Genomic DNA, 18,310 nt, shown 5'->3' with positions numbered 1-18,310 from the left:
TCCTCCGGTGTCATTTGTCGTTTTTGTTGTCTTGTTATTATTGGCCGCGCAACCGCTGATCGGATGCGACGGCGAGAGTCGATCAGCTTGCCAGCCGTGCGCCGTCGCTCGCATTGTGTCCGAGTGCTCGGGCCAGGACGCGCCCGATCGTGCCAGCCTGTGACGCGCTGCCGCGCCAGGCCACGATCTGGTCGGGACGTATCAAAGCCAGATCCGCCTCGTAGAGATCGCGCAGGGATTTCGGCAGCGTGACGAGTTTCACATCAACCCCGATCGGGCGGATGGTCTCAGCGACCGACGCATGCGCGGTCATGACTTCGCCGAACTGGAGCAGCGTCCACTCGAACCCGAACAGATCGTACAAGGAGACGCCGTCGTCCAACCACGCATGCGGGGCGCGCCCGCCGGGACAGGCGCTCGGAACGTAGACGTTCGCGGCGTCGGGCGGCGGCTGGCTGCCATCGGAAACGATGATCGGCGAGCCGTCGTAGCGCCCGCCGAAAGTGACGCCGGGGATGTTGAATTCGGCGCGGGCGTGCTGTTCGAGATAGATGCCCGCGATCCGCCGCGCCTCCTCGCCGGCGTCGGTGGCATCCTCAATGTCAGGCGCGGGAGCGAACAGACCGAGCGAGTCGGCAAAGCGACGCGCATAATCGGTGTTGCGCAGCGCCACCGGACGCCGCTCGACCTCATAGCTGTCGAGCAGCCCCGCCGGGCTCACGCCCTTGACGACGCTTCCGAGCTTCCAGCCGAGATTGACCGCATCCTCGATCGCGGTGTTGTAGCCAAGTCCGCCGGTCGGCGTGAACAGATGCGCCGCATCGCCGCCGAGGAACACCCTGCCCCGCTGCATTCCATTCGCGACCAGGGCGTGGCCGGCGGTCCAGGTCAGGAACGACAACACTTCGCAGTCGATCGGCGCGCCGCAAGCGCGCTGGAACGCTGCTTTGGCTTCGTCGATCGTGATCGCATTTTCGTTCTCATCGAGCCGAAGCTGCGTGTGAAACGCAAACTCGTCGCGACCGTTCACCGATGCCATGAAGGCGCGGCGGTCGCCGTTGAAGCAATTGTACATCCACGCCTTCGGATGCGGGATGCTCGCGTAGAAGTCGGGCGAACGGAGATAGACCGCCAGCATGCGGCCGCCCATGAAATCGCGCTGCGTTCCGGTTTCGCCGCCGTAGACGATGCCGAGCGATTGCCGGACCATCGAGCGCGGCCCGTCGGCCCCGACCAGGAAGTCGGCCCGGACCTCCAAGCGGCTGTTGTCATCGAGACGTTCGATCTGGGCGACGACGCCGTCATCGCTCTCGACGTAGCTGATCAGACGATGACCGTAGCTAAGCCGTATTCCGGGAAGCCGTTCCGCATGGCGGCGCAGCACCGCCTCGACATATTTTTGCGAGACGCGATGCGGCAGCTCCGCCGCGCTCCAGGAGCCCGACATGCCCTTGACGAGCTCGCCCGCGCGTGACGATGACGGCAACTGAAATCGAGCCAGCTCGTAACCGGTGTAGCGCGTGAAATACGCAACGTCGGTCGGGTAATCCGCAGGCAGACCTTCGCGTCGGATCTCGTCGGCAAACCCCAGCCGCCGATAGTGCTCCATCGAGCGGGCCTGCGTCGCATTGGCTTGCGGATTGAATGCCGTGCCCGGCTTTTCATCGACCAGGATCGCGGACACGCCGCGGCGGCCGAGTTCGTTGGCCAGCATCAGCCCGCAGGGCCCCCCGCCCACGATGAGCACCGCGGCCGTCAGACGTGTTTCCAAGGCGCTTCTCCCTACCAGCATTATCATGCATGGTAAGGTCGCCTGACGATATCGTCAAGTAGCCTGACTACTCGGGCTCGTGGAGCGTGTCGAATTGCTCGCCATAGACCGCCAGCCCTTTCAGGATCGCGTCCATCGTGGCCTTGCCGAGCTCGGCGCGCATTTCCTGCTCGGCGACGTCGACCGCATCGCGGAACGCATCGAGCCATTTGCGCCCAGCCGGCGTGAACATGACGATGCGCGCGCGCCGATCGGTGGGATCGGCGATGCGATCGATCAGGCCGAGTTCGGCGCATTGATCGACCAGCTCGCCCATCGCCTGCTTGCTCATGGAGGCGCGGCGGGCGAGCTCCGTCAGTCTGGTCCCCTCGACGTCGAGATTGCGTGTGAGGCCGACATGCGCGATCCGCGTTTCGCCATGCCCCTTCTCGCTCATCAGTTCGAGCACACGACCTTCGAAGCGCCGCACTGCGTTGTTGAGCAGCCGACCGATGTTGGCATGCCGCCATGCGGTGCCGGATGTCCTGGCTTTCAATGGATGTGCCTTCTACAAAGCCGCCTGAATTCGAAAATGTCGCTCACTTCGTCGCGTCGATCCAGATCCCCGGCTGCGAATGCTCGCGGATGTGGCTGACCAGGAAGTCGGAAAACACCCTGATCTTGGCGGGCAGTCCGGCACGGTTCTGGTAGGCGATATTCATCGTGAGCAGCGGCAGCTCCCAGTCCATCAGAACCGGGACGAGACGGCCCGCAGCGATATCGCTTTGCACGATATAGAGCGGCTGGATGAGGATGCCGAGCCCCGCCAGCGCGGCGCCGCGGATGACCTGGCCGTCATTGCTGTCGAGCGTCGGCGTGACGCGAACAGTCTGCGCGCCATTGCCTTTGCGCAGGCGCAGCGAATAGGGATCGTTGGCGAGATTGTAGACCAGCATGTTGTGGCGCGCGAGATCGACGGGCTGTTCCGGCTCGCCGCAGCTTGCGAGATAGGACGGCGCAGCAGCGAGCACACGCCGCATCTGGCCGATGCGGCGGACGATGATGTTGGAATCCGGCTCCTGCTCGCGTGTCCTGATCGCCACGTCGATGCCGGCCTCGATGAAATCGGAGTACCGGTTGGCGGTGGTGATCTGCATGTTGAGCTTGGGATAGCGCGCGCGGAAGGCTGGCAGCATCGGCGCCAGATAGATCACCGCAAAGGACAGCGAACTCGTGACCCGCAGCGTGCCCTGCGGCGACAGCGCGCGATCGCTGACGATGTCCTCGGCCTCCGCCAGTTCGCTCAAGACCCGGCTCGAGCGCTCCAGCAATACCTGCCCCGCCTCCGTCAACCACAGTCGACGGGTGTTGCGCTCGATCAGCCGGACCGCAAGGCGCTCCTCGAGCGCGCTGAGATGGCGGCTCGCGGCAGCGTTCGACATGCGCAGGGCTTCGGCAGCTTTGGACATGCTGCCGAGCTCGGCCGTCTTGGCGAATACTTCCAACTGGAGCAGGCGGTCCATTTTTTCGCAAACAGGAAAAGAGACTTACGATTATTGACCTTTATTTCCGCATCCCGCAAGTCAAAATGGCGCAAACAGAAGCAAGATAGCAGGCGAGGAAACAGGGAAATGTCGGGCCCGATCAGGCACATCGTGATGTGGCGGCTGCGCGGGGAGACGCCAGCGGAGCGTTCCGCCGCCCGGGTCAAGGTCAAGACCCTGTTCGAGGGGCTGCGCGGCCGGATCGACGGCCTCACCCACATCGAAGTCGGCCTCGACGTCAGCAATGTCGACTACGCCTGCGACGTCGTTCTGTTCTCCGAATTCACCGACCACGCTGCGCTCGCGGCCTATGCCACCCACCCGGAACATATGCGCGTGCGCGAGGCGCTGGGCGACTTGCGGATCGGACGCTTCCAGGTCGATTATCCCATCAAAGAGACCGGCGCATGATCGGTACGTTCACCTTTGAAAACCTGCCCTGCCGCGTCGTGTTCGGCAGCGGTACGCTGGCTAGCGCCAAGACCGAGGTCGAGCGTCTCGGCGGCAAGCGCGTCCTGGTGCTGACGACGCCACAGCAGGAGGCGCAAGGCAAAAGCTTGGGCGCGGCGCTCGGTCCGCTCTACGCCGGCATCTTTCCTGGCGCGACCATGCACACGCCGCTCGAGGTCACGGAGCGGGCGCTTGCGGCGATGAAGGCGTGCGATGCCGACTGCGTCGTCTCGCTCGGCGGCGGATCCACGACCGGGCTCGGCAAGGCGCTGGCCTTGCGCACCGGAATCAACCAGCTTTGCATTCCCACCACCTATGCCGGCTCGGAGATGACGCCGATCGTCGGTCAGACCGAGAACGGGCTGAAGACAACGGTACGCGACGCCGCCATCCTGCCGGAGACCGTGATCTACGATGTCGACCTCACCTTGACGCTGCCGGCGAGCCTGGCCGCGACCTCAGGCATCAACGCGATCGCACATGCGGCCGAAGCGCTCTACGCGCGCGACACCAATCCCGTCACGTCGCTGATGGCGGAAGAAGGCATTCGCGCGTTGGCACGTGCCCTGCCTGCCATCGCCGCCAACAGCGACGATCGCGAGGCTCGCACCGAAGCGCTCTATGGCGCCTGGCTGTGCGGCGTCTGCCTCGGCACCGTCGGCATGGCGCTGCATCACAAGCTTTGCCACACGCTCGGCGGCACCTTCGACCTGCCGCATGCCGAGACCCACACCATCGTGCTGCCGCATGCGCTGGCCTACAACGCGCCGGCCGTGCCCGACGCGATGGCGCGGATCTCACGCGCAATCGGCGCCGCCGATGCATCGCAGGGACTTTTCGAGCTCGCGAAGCGGCTTGGTGCGAAGGTCGCGTTGCGCGACATCGGCATGCCCGAAGCCGACATCGACAAGGCCGCGGACCTCGCCGTCACCAACGCCTACTGGAATCCGCGCCCGCTCGAACGCAACGCCATTCGCGACCTGATCGCGCGCGCCTGGGCCGGTGAGCCGCCTGTCACCGGCAAAGCGGTGGCTTGAAGCGATGCGGCGCACGCTGATCAAATCCGCCACGATCATCAGCATGGATGACACGATCGGCGACCTCGACATCGGCGACGTGCTGATCGAGGGGAGCCGCATCGTTGATTTGCGTCCATCGATCGACATCGGTGGCGCGCCCGAAACGGAGATCGTTGACGGTACCGGGCGCATCGTCATCCCCGGCCTGATCAACGCCCATATGCACACCTGGCAGACGGCCTTGCGCGGCTATGCCGCCAACTGGACGCTGCTGGAGTATTTCCGCCGCATGCATGCCGGGCTCGCTACGATCTTCCGACCAGAGGACATTTATATCGCGACCTTGGTGGGCGCGCTGAACCAGATCAACCACGGCACGACCACGCTGGTCGACTGGTGCCACAACAATCCGACGCCCGATCATACCGACGCCGCCGTGCACGGCCTGATCGAGAGCGGTATCCGCGCGGCTTTCTTCCACGGCTCGCCCAAGCCCGAGCCGAAACCAGGCGAACCGCACTTCTCGGAAATCCCGCATCCACGCCGCGAAGTCGAGCGACTGCTGGCGGGCCCCCTGGTCGACCGCGACGGCCTCGTCACGCTTGGGCTTGCGATCCTCGGCCCGCACTATTCGACGCTCGACGTCGCCATGCACGATTTCCGCATGGCGCGCGAGTTCAAGCTGATCGCATCGATGCATCAGGGCGGCGGTCCCGCCAAGACGCCCGGCGGCTGGGAGAAGCTGATCGAGGCGGGCCTCGTCGGCGCGGGCACCAACATTGTCCATGGCAACGACCTGCCTGACGATCTGCTGGATCGGATGGTCGATCTCGGCGTCTCGTTCTCCGTGACGCCGGAGAACGAGATGATCCAGGGCCACGGCTTTCCGATCACTGGACGGCTGCTCATGCGCGGCGTGCGGCCGACCATTGGCATCGACCTGGAATCCGTGCTGGCCGGCGACCTCTTCTCCGCCGCGCGCGTGGCGCTCTCGATGCAGCGAGCACTCGACAATGCGGAGTCGCGCAAGGCCGGCGGCACCATTCCGGCGACGACCACGATCCCCGTCCGCGAGGCGCTGCGCTGGATCACGACGGAAGGCGCCCGCATGCTCGGCCGCGAGCACCAGATCGGCTCGCTGACGCCGGGCAAGCTCGCCGACCTCGTCGTCATCGATTCCTCCGATCTCAACCTCGTCCCGGTGCACGATCCCGTTTCCACCGTGGTGATGCAGACGAGCCTTGCCAATATCGAGGCCGTGATGATCGGCGGCGTGTGGAAGAAGCGGAATGCACGGTTGCTGGCCGACGGTCTGGAGGCGAAAAAGCAACTGCTCGTGCAATCCGGCCGGCGGCTGGTGCACGACATCGAACGACAGGGACACGCCGTGTGAAGGCGTCAAGGACAACAACAATGACAGCTTCTTCGAAGGACATCGCTTTCATCGGGATCGGCAAGATGGGCCTGCCGATGTCGGTGCTCGTCGCCAAGGCTGGTTACGCCGTGACCGCGTTCGACCGGAGCGCCGCACGGCTCAACGAGGCGCGCGCGCAAGGCATTTCGGTTGCCGCTTCACCGGCAGAGGCCGTGGGGGGCAAGGCCGCGATCGTCACGTCCTTGCCCGATGACGCCGCCTTGCGCGGCGCGTTGCTCGGCCCAACCGGCCTCATCGCCGCGATGGCGGCTGGATCTGTTGTGATCGAGACCAGCACCGTGAGCGTCGAGGCGTCCGCAGAGGTCGATGCAGCTGCACAGGCACGCGGTGTCTTCTACCTGCGTGCGCCGGTCTCGGGCAATGCCAGCATCGTCCACACCGGCGCGCTGAGCTGCTTCGTCTCGGGCCCGAAGGACGCCTACGAAAAGGCAAAGCCGCTGCTCGCCGCCTTCACCCGCGCCCAGACCTATCTCGGGCCCGGCGAGGAAGCGCGATATGCCAAGCTTGCGGTCAATTTGATGATTGCGGTGTCGGCCGCCATGATGGCGGAGAGCCTGGCGCTGGCGCGCAAGGGCGGCATCGGCTGGCAGGACATTCTGAAGGTTCTCGACGACAGCGCGGTCGCCTCACCGATGGTGAAATACAAGACCGCGCCCCTGCGCAGCCGCGACTTCGACTCGACCTTCTCCTGCACGCAGATGGCCAAGGATCTCGACCTGATCCTCGGCGCCGGCCACGCCGTCGGCGTGCCGCTTCAGCTCGCAGCCCAAGTGCGCGAGACCTATGGCTCGCTGGTCGCGCAGGGCGACGGCGACACCGACTTCATCGCGACCGTCAAGCACGTCGAGCGGCTGTCCGGCCTCGGCGAGCCAAAACTCTGATTCACGGAGGCTTCTATGCGCAATTTCAACGAGAACACGATCACGGACGCGGTGCTGGAGCGGATCGCGGGCGCGACCGATCCGCGCATCAAGCAGGTCAGCGAAGCGCTGGTGCGCCACCTTCATGCCTTCGTCCGCGAGGTGCGACCGACCCAGAAGGAGTGGGAATACGGCATCGACTTCCTGACCCGCACCGGCCATATGTGCGACGACAAGCGCCAGGAGTTCATCCTGCTGTCCGACGCGCTCGGCGTCTCCATGCTGGTCGACGCGATCAACCATCCGGTGCCGGAAGGCGCGACCGAAACCACGGTGCTCGGTCCGTTCTTCGTGCAGGCGTCGCCCGAGAAAGACAACGGCGTTGACATCTCCGGCCCGATGGAAGGCGATCCGATGCTCGTCACCGGCTCGGTATCGACCGTCGACGGACGGCCGCTTGCCGGCGCCGTCGTGGACGTCTGGCATTCCGACGATGACGGCTATTACGACGTGCAGCAGCTCGACAAGATCGGCGATCTCGCGATGCGGGCGCGCTTCCACACCGACCAGAATGGTCGCTTCAATTTCTGGTCGATCAAGCCGGCTGCCTATCCGATCCCGCATGACGGCACGGTCGGCGACATGCTGGAGGCACAGGGCCGCCATCCCTGGCGCCCGGCGCACGTGCATTTCATGATCTCGGCGCCCGGCTTCGAGCAGCTCGTGACCCATGTGTTCGTGGCTGGCGACCAGTATCTCGACTCTGATGTGGTGTTTGGGGTCAAGGACAGCCTGATCCGCGAATTTGTGCGGTGCCCGCCCGGCCGTGCGCCGGATGGTCGCATGGTGGACGGCGAATATTATCATCTCAACTACGATTTCGGCCTGAAGCGGGTCGCGAGCGACGCAAGAGCCGCATAAGCTGAACGACTGCGGACCAGACAAGAGTCCGGCAACAGGGCGAGACAGGGAGCAAGGATGGGACCGCGGGTCAGCACGAGCATATTGGCCGATCGCCTCACAGGCATGATCGGCCCGCGCGCGAGCGTTGCGCGTGGCGTGCTCGATCACCACGGGCAGAGCGAGTCGCATTATCGCAACCTGCCGCCCGACATCGTCGTCTTCCCTGAAACCACGCAGGAGGTCGCGGAGATCGTCAAGCTGTGCGCGGGCGCGAATATGCCCATCGTGCCGTTCGGCGCCGGGACCTCGCTCGAAGGCAATGCGGCCGCGGTCGCGGGCGGCGTCTGCTTCGACTTCGCACGCATGAACAAGGTGCTGACGGTGCACGAGAGCGACATGGACGTCGTCGTGCAACCCGGCATCACGCGAAAGCAGCTCAATGCGGAATTGCGCGGCACCGGATTGTTCTTTCCGATCGATCCCGGCGCCGACGCCTCGATCGGCGGCATGACGTCCACGCGCGCGTCCGGCACCATGGCGGTGCGCTACGGCACCATGAAAGACAACGTCATCGCGCTGGAGGTGGTGCTGGCCGACGGCCGCGTGATTCGGACCGCCAGACGCGCGCGCAAGTCAGCCGCCGGTTACGACTTAACGCGCATGTTCGTCGGCGCCGAGGGCACGCTCGGTGTCATCACCGAGATCACGCTGAAGGTGCATCCGGTGCCGCAGGCGATCTCGGCCGCGGTGTGCAGCTTCGATACCCTGCAGGACGCCGTCGACACCGCGATCTCCGTGATTCAGTCCGCGATCCCCGTCGCGCGCATCGAGTTGCTCGACGACGTCATGATGCGCGGCATCAACGCCTATGCGAAGCTCGGCTATCGCGAAGCCCCGACCCTGTTCTTCGAATTCCATGGTTCCGAGACCTCCGTCGCCGAACAGGCCGAAGCCGCACAGGCCATTGCCGCCGACCATGGCGGCCATGGCTTTGCCTGGGCCAAGGCGCCCGAGGACCGCAGCCGGCTCTGGCACGCCCGCGACAACACGCTCTATGCGGGCCTGGGCCTACGCCCCGGCGCGCGCGCCGTGATCACCGATGTCTGCGTGCCGATCTCGCGGCTGGCGGAATGCCTGACCGAGACCCGGCGCGACGCGGACGAGCACGGGTTCACCGCGCCTATCGTCGGCCATGTCGGCGACGGCAATTTCCACATGCTGATCCTGATTGACCCGGCAAGGCCCGAGGAAGCCGAAGGCGCCAAGGCGCTCCAGGCCCGCATGGTCGCCCGCGCCATTGCCACGGACGGCACCTGCACCGGCGAGCACGGCATCGGGCTCGGCAAGATCGACTATCTCACCGACGAGCTCGGCGAGGCCGTCGATGTGATGCGGTCGATCAAGACCGCGCTCGACCCTCACGGCCTTATGAATCCCGGAAAGATCTTTGCAAGCGGAGCGCAGGCATGAGCACCGCCGCATTGGCCGTCGAGCCCTCCTCGCCTGTCCCGCTGCTGGAGCTGCGCGGCATCAGCAAGGAGTTTCCCGGCGTCAAGGCGCTGGATGACGTGTCCTTTGCCGTCTTCCCCGGCGAGGTCCATATGCTGCTGGGCGAGAACGGCGCCGGCAAGTCGAGCCTGATGAAGGTGCTGTGCGGCGCCTATCGCGCCGATGCCGGCGAGTTCTATTACAAGGGCGAGCCGGTCGCGATCAACTCGACCGTGGACGCGCAGAAGCTCGGCATTGCCGTGATCTTCCAGGAATTCTCGCTGGTGCCCCATCTCGATATCGCCCAGAACATTTTTCTTGGCCGCGAGCCGAAGGGCCGCATCCCCGGCACCATCGACCGCCGCAAGATTCTCGCCGACGCCGCGCGCGTGCTCGGCACGATCGGCTTCGAGATCGATCCGTCCACCATCGTCGACAAGTTGGGCGTGGCGCAGCAGCAGATGGTCGAGATCGCCAAAGCGATCAGCCAGAGCGCCCGCATCCTCGTGATGGACGAGCCGACCGCGGCGCTGTCCGATCGCGAGACCGAGCTGCTGTTCGCACTGATCGCGCGACTGAAAGCCGACGGCGTCTCCATCGTCTACATCTCGCACCGCATGGCGGAGGTGTTCGCGCTCGGCGACCGCATCACCGTGCTGCGCGACGGTCGTCGCACCGACGGCGTTCGCCCGGCCGACGTCACGCCGGACCAGCTCGTCCGCATGATGGTCGGTCGCAACGTCGACATGACCTATCCGCGCAACTTTGCCGACAAGCCCGGCGAAGTGCTGCTCGAGGTCAAGGGCCTGAGCGCCACCACCGGAATCTCCGACATCAACATCGAGGTGCGCCGCGGCGAGATCGTCGGCCTGTGTGGGCTGGTGGGCTCCGGTCGCAGCGAGGTCGCGCGCGCGATCTTCGGCGCCGATCCCGTGACCTCAGGCGAGATCGTCTTCGACGGCAAGACTATCTCCGGCGAGCCTGATCTTGCCGCGCGCCGTGGCATCGCGCTGATCCCGGAGAGCCGCAAGAGCGAGGGCCTGGCGCTGTTGCGGTCGGTGGGGGACAATCTGGTGGTGTCGGCGCTGCGAAAGCTGTTCCCGAGTGGTCTGTTCGACCAGCGCAGCGCGCAGCGCACCGCCGACGGCCTGATCCGTCAGCTACGCATTGCGACGCCCAGCGCGCGCCAGATCGTCGGCCTGCTCTCGGGCGGCAATCAGCAGAAGGTCGTGATCGGCAAGTGGCTCGCCGCCGGCTCGAAACTCTTCATCTTCGACGAGCCGACCCGGGGCATCGATATCGGTGCCAAGGCCGAAATCTTCGCCCTCATCGACCGCCTCGTCGCGGAAGGCGCGGCGGCGCTGATGATCTCGTCCGAACAGGTCGAGATCTGCCATGTCTGCGATCGCGCCTATGTGATGCGGGAGGGTCGCATCGCCGGGCACCTCGCGCGCAACGAGCTGACAGAGGAGAACATCGTGCGACTGGGGATGCATCATGCGTGAGGCCGCGGTCGTCTCTCAACCGAATCCGCTGCAACGGATTCCCGGCGTTGCCATCGTGCTGGTGCTGTTGATCGCGCTGTTCAGCACGATCGCGCCCGGCTTCCTGTCGGTCGCCAACCTCTCCAACGTGCTGGTGCAGTCGACGATCCTGACCATGCTCGCGCTGCCCATGACCTTGATCATCATGACCGAGGGGCTGGACCTGTCGATGGGCGCGGTGCTGACGCTGACCTCGCTCTGCGTCGCCATCGTCTCGCTCGCCACCCACTCGATGTTGCTCGGCCTCGGCGCCGGACTCCTCGTCGGCGCGGCCTTCGGTTTCGCCAACGGCTGGCTGGTCGCGATCGTTGGCATCCCACCGTTCGTTGCGACCTTGGGCACGCTCGGCATGGCGCAGGGCCTGTCGCTGATCGTCAGCGACGGCCAGAGCGTGGTCGGCATTCCCCACAGCGTGCGCGACATTTACTCGGCGACGCTGCTCGGCGTGCCCGTGCCGATCGTGATGGCACTCGTCACCTATGCCGCCTTTCATGGCCTGCTCTATCACACCCGCTTCGGCACCTATATCTTCGCGCTCGGCGGCAACCGGGAGGCGCTCCGCTATGCCGGCCTGTCACCCAACCGGCTACTGATCGCGGTCTATGCGATCGGCGGCGCCATGGCCGGCACCGCCGGCCTGCTTATGACGGCGCGGATGAATTCCGGGCATCCAACCGCCGGCCTCGGTCTCGAATTCGATGCGATCGCGGCCGTCGCCGTCGGCGGCACATCGTTCGAGCGCGGCAATGGATGGCTGCTCGGCACTGTGCTCGGCGTGCTCTCGGTGGGCGTGCTGCGCAACGGGCTGAACCTGATCTCGCTGCCGTCCTCGGTGCAGGTCGCAAGCGTCGGCGTGCTCGTCATCGTGGCGCTGTTCCTGGATGGCCTGCGGAGCCGCGCATGACCGACATCAGCAAAGAGGCCATCGCGCCGCCCCGTTCGTTCCTGTCGCAGGACGCGATCCAATTGTTCTATCGCCTGCTTGCGGCGCTGCTGATCTGCGCGGCGCTCGCCGTGCTCAGCGATTCCTTCCTGAGCCTCGGCAACATCCTCAATGTGCTCCGGCAGGCGAGCCTGACCTTCTTCATCGCGTCGGGCCTGACGCTGGTGGTCCTGACCGCTGGCCTCGATCTCTCCGTCGGCGCCAATGTCGCGCTGTCCGCCTGCATCGCCGGGACCGTGATCCACAAGACCGGCTCGCCGGCGCTTGGCATCCTCACCGGGCTTGCCTGCGGCGGCCTCGTTGGCCTCCTCAACGGCGTGATGGTCACCGCGCTCCGCATCCCCTCCTTCATTGCCACCTACGGCATGCTCTGGGTGCTGAACGGCCTCACCTATTGGTACATGGCGGGCGAGACCCTTCACGGCTTCCCGGCCGGCTTTCGCCAGATCGGCAGCGGCTATCTGTTCGGCCTGCCAATCCCGGTCTATCTGCTGCTGGTGTTCCTCGGGATTGGAACGCTGTTTGCGCAGCGAACGATCTGGGGCCAGGAGATCTATGCGATCGGCGCCAATCCGGTCGCGGCCCGGCTCTCCGGCATTCCGGTCGCGCGCCGCCTGCTGCTGGTCTACGCCGTCTCCGGCACCATGGCCGGGCTAGCCTCGATCATCTTCCTGTCGCGACTCAATTCGGCCGAGGCCGACATCGGCGAAAGCCTGACGCTGCCCGCGATCGCCGCCGTGCTGATCGGCGGCACCTCCCTGTTCGGCGGCGTCGGTACTGTCTTCGGCACCTTCATCGGCGCACTGATCCTGACGCTGGTGCTGAACGGCATGAACCTCTTGTCGGTCAGCGCCAACTGGCAGCCGCTCGTCACCGGCATCATCGTCATTCTCGCGGTCTGGCTCGATATGAAAACCCGCCGCCGCGCGCAATGAGTTCTTGAACGACCAACAAGCAAAACGAGGGATGGAGGCAACATGAAACAGAAACTGGGTTATTTGACGCTGCCGCTGCTGATGGCGGCCGTGTTCACCACGCAAGCGCGAGCCGACGGCGAAACCATCGCCGTCTTCACCAAGAACCAGACCAACCCGTTCTTCCAGACGGTGCGGGTCGGCGCCGACAACATGGCGAAGACGCTGAACGCGAAGACGCTGCAGTACATCCCGACCAAGCCCGACAGCATTCCCGAGCAGCTCAGCCAGATCGAGGATGTCGTGGTGAAGAAGCCGAGCGCCATCGTCTTCACGCCGGTCGACTACAAGGCGATGGTACCGGGTGTCGAGAAGATCAACGAGGCCAAGATCCCCGTCGTCAACATCACCGACCGCTCGGCCGGCGGCAAGTTCCTCTCCTTCGTCGGCGCCGACGATTACAGCCTCGGGCTCGAAACCGCGCGCTTCCTGCTCAAGACGCTGGGCGGCAAGGGCAACATCGTCATCATCGAGGGCGTCAAGGGTTCGCTGACCAATGTCGACCGCGTCCGCGGTTTCAACGACGCGCTGAAGGAAAATGCCGGTGCGAAGCTGCTGGCCTCGCAGCCGGGCAACTACCAGCGGCTCCAGGCGCTCCAGGTGATGGAGAATCTGATGCAGTCGAACGCGCAGATCGACGGCGTGCTCGCCGCCAACGACGCCATGGCGGTCGGCGCGATCGAGGCGCTCGATGGCGCCAACCGCAAGGCGCAGGTGATCGGCATCAACGGCACCAAGGAAGCGATCGACGCAATCAAGTCCGGCAAGCTGCTCGCGAGCGGCGACTACAACGGATTTTTTCAAGGCTGCCTCGGCACCATGATGGCGATCCGATCCCTGCGCAACCAGCCCGTCATCGCCGAGATCGTGCTGAAGCCGACCGTCATCACCAAGGACAATTACCAGCCGTTCGACGTGCCGCTGGAGCAACGCAGCTGCCCGACTTTCGAGGAAGCCAGCAAGCTCGGCGGCAAGTAAGTCAGCACACCATCACAACAAGCCCGGACGGCCGCTGTCGCGGCCGTCCCAAGAAAACGAGACATAGACGGAGACCACCATGCTGTTCGCCATTCACGCTCTCGACCGCGACGGCGCGCTGCCGACCCGGCTCGCGAATTACGATGCCCACAAGGCTTTCCTGAGCGACACCTCCCGCTTCGGCGTCAAGATCGTGATGTCGGGACCGCTGGTCTCCGACGACGGCGAGAGGATGATCGGCAGCCTGTTCCTGATCGAGGCAGCGGGCCGTGGCGACGTCGAGGCCTTCAACCGAGCCGATCCGTTTGCGGCGGCCGGCATCTGGGACAAGGTCACGATCACCGGCTTCCTGCGCCGCCAAGGTTGAAGGCCGCTAAACAAAAAACGCGAAAACAACCCCATGCACAGTAGAACGATGTTGTTTTTACAAATGAATTTTCGTCGTAAACGTCTTTGACTCGTCGGGCAAAACAGGAGCAGAGTGGCATCATCGCCCGATTGTCGCGCCTACGCCTCGATCCAGAGGATTGCCGCCAGCCCAACGGCTAGCCGCTCGCCACCGCTGCACTACCTTCGAGATGACAGGCCACCCACTGCTCGGGTCCAGCCGCACGCAATGTCGGCTCCTCGGTCCGGCAGCGATCGAACACGAGCGGGCAACGGGTGTGGAAGCGGCACCCGCTCGGCGGGTTGATCGGGCTCGGCACGTCGCCCTTGAGGATGATCGGATTGCGCTGGGCCCCCGGCTCCGGCAGCGGGACCGCCGAGAGCAGCGCCTTGGTGTAAGGATGCTTTGGCGCAGCGAAGATCTCGTAGCGCGGCGCCACCTCGACGATCTTGCCGAGATACATCACCGCGACGCGATGGGTCATGTGCTCGACGATCGCGAGGTCATGGCTGATGAACAGCAGTGCCAGGCCGAACTCGCGCTGGAGATCCTGCAGCAGATTGACGATCTGGGCCTTGACCGAGACGTCGAGCGCCGACACCGCCTCGTCGCAGACGATCAGCTCGGGCTCGGCGGCGAGCGCCCGCGCGATGCCGATGCGCTGGCGCTGGCCGCCGGAGAATTCGTGCGGCCTGCGGTTCAGCGCCTCGCGCGGCAGGCGCACGGTATCCATCAGCGCCGTCACCCGGGTCTCGAGATCGATCGCGGATTTGGCGAGGCCGAAATTGCGGATCGGCTCAGCCAGGATGTCGCGCACGCGCATGCGCGGATTGAGGCTCGAGAACGGGTCCTGGAACACTACCTGCACGCGGCGGCGCATCTGGCGCATCGTGCTCGGATGGGCGTCGTCGATGCGCTGGCCGTCGAGGATGACCTGGCCTGCCGTGATGTCGAACAGGCGCAGAATGGCGCGGCCGACCGTCGATTTGCCGCAGCCGGATTCGCCGACCAGCGAGAGCGTCTCGCCGCGCGCGATCTCGAACGACACGCCGTCCACCGCATAGACCCACTCGGACTTGCGGCTGAACAGGCCCTTTTTGACCGGAAAGTGCTTCTTGAGGTCGTTGACCTGGAGCAGCGGGGGACTCATGCCGCGACCGCTCCCTTGGCCGCATAATGACAGGCCGCGACGTGACGTGGCCCTTTCTCTTCGAGCCCCGGCGCATACTGCCGGCAGAGATCGGTCGCGAGCGCGCAACGTCCGGCGAAGACACAGCCGACGATGGGCTTGCGCAGATCAGGAACCTGCCCCGGGATCTCCGCAAGCCGCCTCGCGGTGCCGGTCAGCGACGAGCCGAGCCGCGGCACTGCGCCGAGCAGGCCCTGCGTATAGGGATGACGCGGCGATCGGAACAGGTCCGCCACCGGTGCTTCCTCGACCTTGCGGCCGGCATACATGACCATGACGCGCTCCGCGATTTCGGCGACCACGCCGAGATCGTGGGTGATCAGGATGATCGCCGCGCCAACCCGGTGCTTGAGGTCCAGCATCAGCTTTAGGATCTGCGCCTGGATCGTCACGTCGAGCGCGGTGGTCGGCTCGTCCGCAATGAGAAGCTTTGGATTGCAGGCGAGTGCAATGGCGATCATGACGCGCTGGCGCATGCCGCCGGAAAGCTGATGCGGATATTCGCGCACGCGACGCTTCGGCTCGGGAATGCCGACCAGAATCAACATCTCGATGGCGTGCGCCTCCGCGGCCTCCTTGTCGAGGCCCTGGTGGATCATCAGCGTTTCGCGGATTTGACGCCCGACGGTCAGCACCGGGTTGAGGCTGGTCATCGGCTCCTGAAAAATCATCGAGATGTCGTTGCCGCGGATCGCGCGCATCTCGCGATCCGACATTTGCAACAGGTCCTTGCCCGCGAAGCGGATGCTGCCGGCGATCCTGCCCGGCGGTTCCGGGATCAGCCGCATCAGCGACATGGAGGTCACCGACTTGCCGCAACCGGACTCACCGACGATGGCGAGGGTCTCGCCCTCGTTGACATGGAACGACACGCCTTCCACCGCGCGGTTGATGCCGCTGGGCGTGCGGAAGTGCGTTTGCAAATTCTCGACTTCGAGCAGTGCCATCGCGATCAGTCCCTCACCTTCAGAGGCTCTTGGCCATGCGCGGATCGAGCGCATCGCGAAGGCCGTCGCCGAGCAGGTTGACGGCGAGCACGGTGACGGACAGGAAGGCCGCCGGAAAGAACACAATGTAGGGCTTGACCTGCCACAGCGCGCGCCCCTCGGCCATGATGTTGCCCCAGGACGGAATGGTCGGCGGCGTTCCCGCGCCGATGAAGGACAGGATCGCCTCCGTGATCATCGCACTGGCGCAAATGTAAGTCGCCTGGATCAGCATCGGCGCCAGCGTGTTCGGCAGGATGTGGCGCAGGATGATCATCGGCGTGCGCGTGCCGCAGGCCACCGCCGCATCCACGTAAGGCTGCTCGCGCAGCGACAGCACCACACTACGGACAAGACGGGAAACCCGCGGTATCTCGGCAACGGTAATCGCCAGAATGACGTTGCCGACGCTGCCGCGTGTCAGCGCCATCAGCGCGATCGCCAGCAGGATCGGCGGAATCGACATCAGGCCGTCCATGAAGCGCATCAAGATGCCATCGGCCCAGCGGATGAAACCGGAGACGATGCCGATGGCGAGACCGGCCGCGGAGGCGAAGATCGCAACGGACAAGCCGACCGTAAGCGAGACGCGCGCGCCGAACAGCACGCGTGAATAGATGTCGCGGCCGAGGACGTCGGTGCCAAACCAGTAAAGCGCCGACGGTGCGCGGGTGCGCTTGGCCGGTGCAAGTGCGGTCGGATCCACCGTTCCAAGATAAGGCGCAAAGATCGCGATCAGGACGAGCAACAGCAGCAACGTGCCGCCGATGGCAACGGTGGGATGGCCGCGCAGCAGCCCGACGAAGCCGCGCCGGATTGTGACCGGCCGGAGGATCTCAGGCAGTTGCGGCGCGAGGACGAAGCCCGCCGGCAGCGCCTGCGGATTCACGGTCGTGTCGGTCAATAGCGGATCCTCGGGTCAACGAGCGTATAAATGACGTCGATCATCAGATTGACGAGGACGTAGACGAAGCTGAACAGCAACACGATGCCCTGGATGACGGGATAGTCGCGGCGCAGGATGGCGTCGATCGTGAGCCGGCCGAGGCCGGGAATCGCGAACACGCTCTCCGTGACGACCGCGCCGCCGATCAGGAGCGCGATGCCGATCCCGATCACCGTGACGATCGGCACCGCCGCGTTCTTCAGCGCGTGGACGAACAGGATGCCGCCCTGCCCGAGGCCCTTGGCGCGCGCGGTGCGGATATAGTCCTGCTGCAACACTTCGAGCATGGTGGCCCGCGTGATACGCGCGATCAGTGCGATGTAGACACAGCCGAGTGCGATCGCCGGCAGGATCAGATTTTGCAGCCAGGGCCAGAGGCCCTGGGCGAGCGGCGTATAGCCCTGCACGGGAAGCCATTCGAGCTCCAGCGCGAAGATGTAGGCGAGGACATAGCCGACGACGAAGACCGGCAGGGAGAAGCCGAACACGGCAAAGGCCATGATGGCCCGGTCGATCAGGCTTCCCGCCTTCCAGGCCGCCAGCACGCCGAGCGGCACCGCGATCACGATCGTGAGCAGGAGCGTGACCATCATCAGCGACAGCGTCGGCCCGAGACGCTGCCCGATCATGGTCGAGACCGGCAGATTGGTGAAGATCGAGGTGCCGAGATCGCCGTGCAGAATGCGCCAGACCCAGCTGCCGAACTGGATCAGGAAGGGTCGGTCGAGGCCGAGGCTCTGACGGATGCGCTCCACATCCTCTGGACTTGCCTGATCGCCCGCGATCACCACGGCGGGATCCCCCGGCGCGATGTAGAGCAGGCTGAACACGAACAGCGCGACGATCGCCATCACTGGCAAGGTCGAGGCGATACGCCGGAGGATGTAGGAGAGCATCTGGCTTCAGCGCAGGG

18 protein-coding genes are annotated in these 18,310 nt (G+C 65.1%); 11 read left to right on the top strand and 7 right to left on the bottom strand.

The genetic code is table 11. From position 1 onward, the window contains the following. Positions 1 to 82 precede the first annotated feature (82 nt). From AC0L3S_RS01465 to AC0L3S_RS01455, 3 genes are read right to left on the bottom strand one after another with little or no spacing between them, the layout of a single operon-like run. Positions 83 to 1,792: an FAD-dependent oxidoreductase gene (locus AC0L3S_RS01465; RefSeq protein ID WP_473277929.1), complete on the bottom strand. Its 1,710-nt coding sequence runs from the start codon at positions 1,790 to 1,792 to the stop codon at positions 83 to 85. Positions 1,793 to 1,838: 46 nt separating this feature from the next. Beyond that, positions 1,839 to 2,306, bottom strand: coding sequence for a MarR family winged helix-turn-helix transcriptional regulator (locus AC0L3S_RS01460; RefSeq protein ID WP_473277867.1), 468 nt, complete (start codon positions 2,304 to 2,306; stop codon positions 1,839 to 1,841). A 43-nt stretch (positions 2,307 to 2,349) separates the two neighbouring features. Continuing rightward, positions 2,350 to 3,273: a LysR substrate-binding domain-containing protein gene (locus AC0L3S_RS01455; protein ID WP_473277866.1), complete on the bottom strand. Its 924-nt coding sequence runs from the start codon at positions 3,271 to 3,273 to the stop codon at positions 2,350 to 2,352. Positions 3,274 to 3,381: 108 nt separating this feature from the next. On the opposite strand from AC0L3S_RS01455, the gene AC0L3S_RS01450 reads away from it, so the two are divergent. The 11 genes from AC0L3S_RS01450 to AC0L3S_RS01400 all read left to right on the top strand — a co-directional run bounded on the left by AC0L3S_RS01450 (position 3,382) and on the right by AC0L3S_RS01400 (position 14,255). Next, entirely contained in the window at positions 3,382 to 3,705 is a 324-nt protein-coding gene (locus AC0L3S_RS01450; protein WP_473277865.1) for a Dabb family protein, read from the top strand. Further along, complete coding sequence (locus tag AC0L3S_RS01445) at positions 3,702 to 4,781, top strand: maleylacetate reductase (RefSeq protein ID WP_473277864.1); 1,080 nt, start codon at positions 3,702 to 3,704, stop codon at positions 4,779 to 4,781. Before AC0L3S_RS01450 ends, AC0L3S_RS01445 begins: the two co-directional genes overlap by 4 nt. Positions 4,782 to 4,785: 4 nt before the next feature. Further along, on the top strand, positions 4,786 to 6,156 hold the full coding sequence (locus tag AC0L3S_RS01440) for an amidohydrolase family protein (protein ID WP_473277863.1): 1,371 nt from the start codon (positions 4,786 to 4,788) through the stop codon (positions 6,154 to 6,156). A 20-nt stretch (positions 6,157 to 6,176) separates the two neighbouring features. Continuing rightward, entirely contained in the window at positions 6,177 to 7,079 is a 903-nt protein-coding gene (locus AC0L3S_RS01435) for an NAD(P)-dependent oxidoreductase (protein WP_473277862.1), read from the top strand. A gap of 15 nt (positions 7,080 to 7,094) precedes the next feature. Continuing rightward, positions 7,095 to 7,979, top strand: coding sequence for an intradiol ring-cleavage dioxygenase (locus AC0L3S_RS01430; protein WP_473277861.1), 885 nt, complete (start codon positions 7,095 to 7,097; stop codon positions 7,977 to 7,979). 57 nt (positions 7,980 to 8,036) lie between these two features. Next, positions 8,037 to 9,431, top strand: coding sequence for an FAD-linked oxidase C-terminal domain-containing protein (locus tag AC0L3S_RS01425; RefSeq protein WP_473277859.1), 1,395 nt, complete (start codon positions 8,037 to 8,039; stop codon positions 9,429 to 9,431). Then, complete coding sequence (locus AC0L3S_RS01420; RefSeq protein WP_473277858.1) at positions 9,428 to 10,954, top strand: sugar ABC transporter ATP-binding protein; 1,527 nt, start codon at positions 9,428 to 9,430, stop codon at positions 10,952 to 10,954. Before AC0L3S_RS01425 ends, AC0L3S_RS01420 begins: the two co-directional genes overlap by 4 nt. Beyond that, a complete protein-coding gene (locus AC0L3S_RS01415; RefSeq protein WP_473258157.1) occupies positions 10,947 to 11,897 on the top strand; it encodes an ABC transporter permease in 951 nt (316 codons plus the stop codon). Before AC0L3S_RS01420 ends, AC0L3S_RS01415 begins: the two co-directional genes overlap by 8 nt. After that, positions 11,894 to 12,871 carry an ABC transporter permease gene (locus tag AC0L3S_RS01410; RefSeq protein WP_473258159.1) on the top strand — a complete coding sequence of 326 codons (978 nt, stop codon included), beginning with the start codon at positions 11,894 to 11,896 and terminating at the stop codon, positions 12,869 to 12,871. Before AC0L3S_RS01415 ends, AC0L3S_RS01410 begins: the two co-directional genes overlap by 4 nt. Before the next feature lie 42 nt (positions 12,872 to 12,913). Next, the gene (locus tag AC0L3S_RS01405) at positions 12,914 to 13,888 is read left to right on the top strand and encodes a sugar ABC transporter substrate-binding protein (protein WP_473258161.1); all 975 of its coding nucleotides are present in this window, start codon (positions 12,914 to 12,916) and stop codon (positions 13,886 to 13,888) included. A 79-nt stretch (positions 13,889 to 13,967) separates the two neighbouring features. Continuing rightward, positions 13,968 to 14,255: a YciI family protein gene (locus AC0L3S_RS01400; protein ID WP_473277857.1), complete on the top strand. Its 288-nt coding sequence runs from the start codon at positions 13,968 to 13,970 to the stop codon at positions 14,253 to 14,255. Positions 14,256 to 14,433: 178 nt separating this feature from the next. Here the strand turns inward: AC0L3S_RS01400 and AC0L3S_RS01395 are convergent, their stop codons facing one another. Genes AC0L3S_RS01395 through AC0L3S_RS01380 form a run of 4 tightly spaced genes read right to left on the bottom strand, consistent with a single transcriptional unit; the run spans position 14,434 to position 18,293 of the window. Continuing rightward, complete coding sequence (locus AC0L3S_RS01395; protein ID WP_473258165.1) at positions 14,434 to 15,426, bottom strand: ABC transporter ATP-binding protein; 993 nt, start codon at positions 15,424 to 15,426, stop codon at positions 14,434 to 14,436. Next, positions 15,423 to 16,412, bottom strand: a complete 990-nt coding sequence (locus tag AC0L3S_RS01390; protein WP_473258167.1) for an ABC transporter ATP-binding protein — start codon at positions 16,410 to 16,412, stop codon at positions 15,423 to 15,425. The genes AC0L3S_RS01395 and AC0L3S_RS01390 overlap by 4 nt, the downstream gene beginning before the upstream one ends. Before the next feature lie 19 nt (positions 16,413 to 16,431). After that, complete coding sequence (locus tag AC0L3S_RS01385) at positions 16,432 to 17,355, bottom strand: ABC transporter permease (protein ID WP_007593091.1); 924 nt, start codon at positions 17,353 to 17,355, stop codon at positions 16,432 to 16,434. Continuing rightward, positions 17,352 to 18,293, bottom strand: a complete 942-nt coding sequence (locus AC0L3S_RS01380; RefSeq protein ID WP_007608573.1) for an ABC transporter permease — start codon at positions 18,291 to 18,293, stop codon at positions 17,352 to 17,354. The genes AC0L3S_RS01385 and AC0L3S_RS01380 overlap by 4 nt, the downstream gene beginning before the upstream one ends. Between the last annotated feature and the right edge of the window lie 17 nt (positions 18,294 to 18,310).

It is taken from the genome of Bradyrhizobium sp. Ken01 (genome assembly GCF_055807355.1).
The sequence above is the reverse complement of the archived record's forward strand: the minus strand, read 5'-3'. Positions and strand labels throughout refer to the sequence as shown.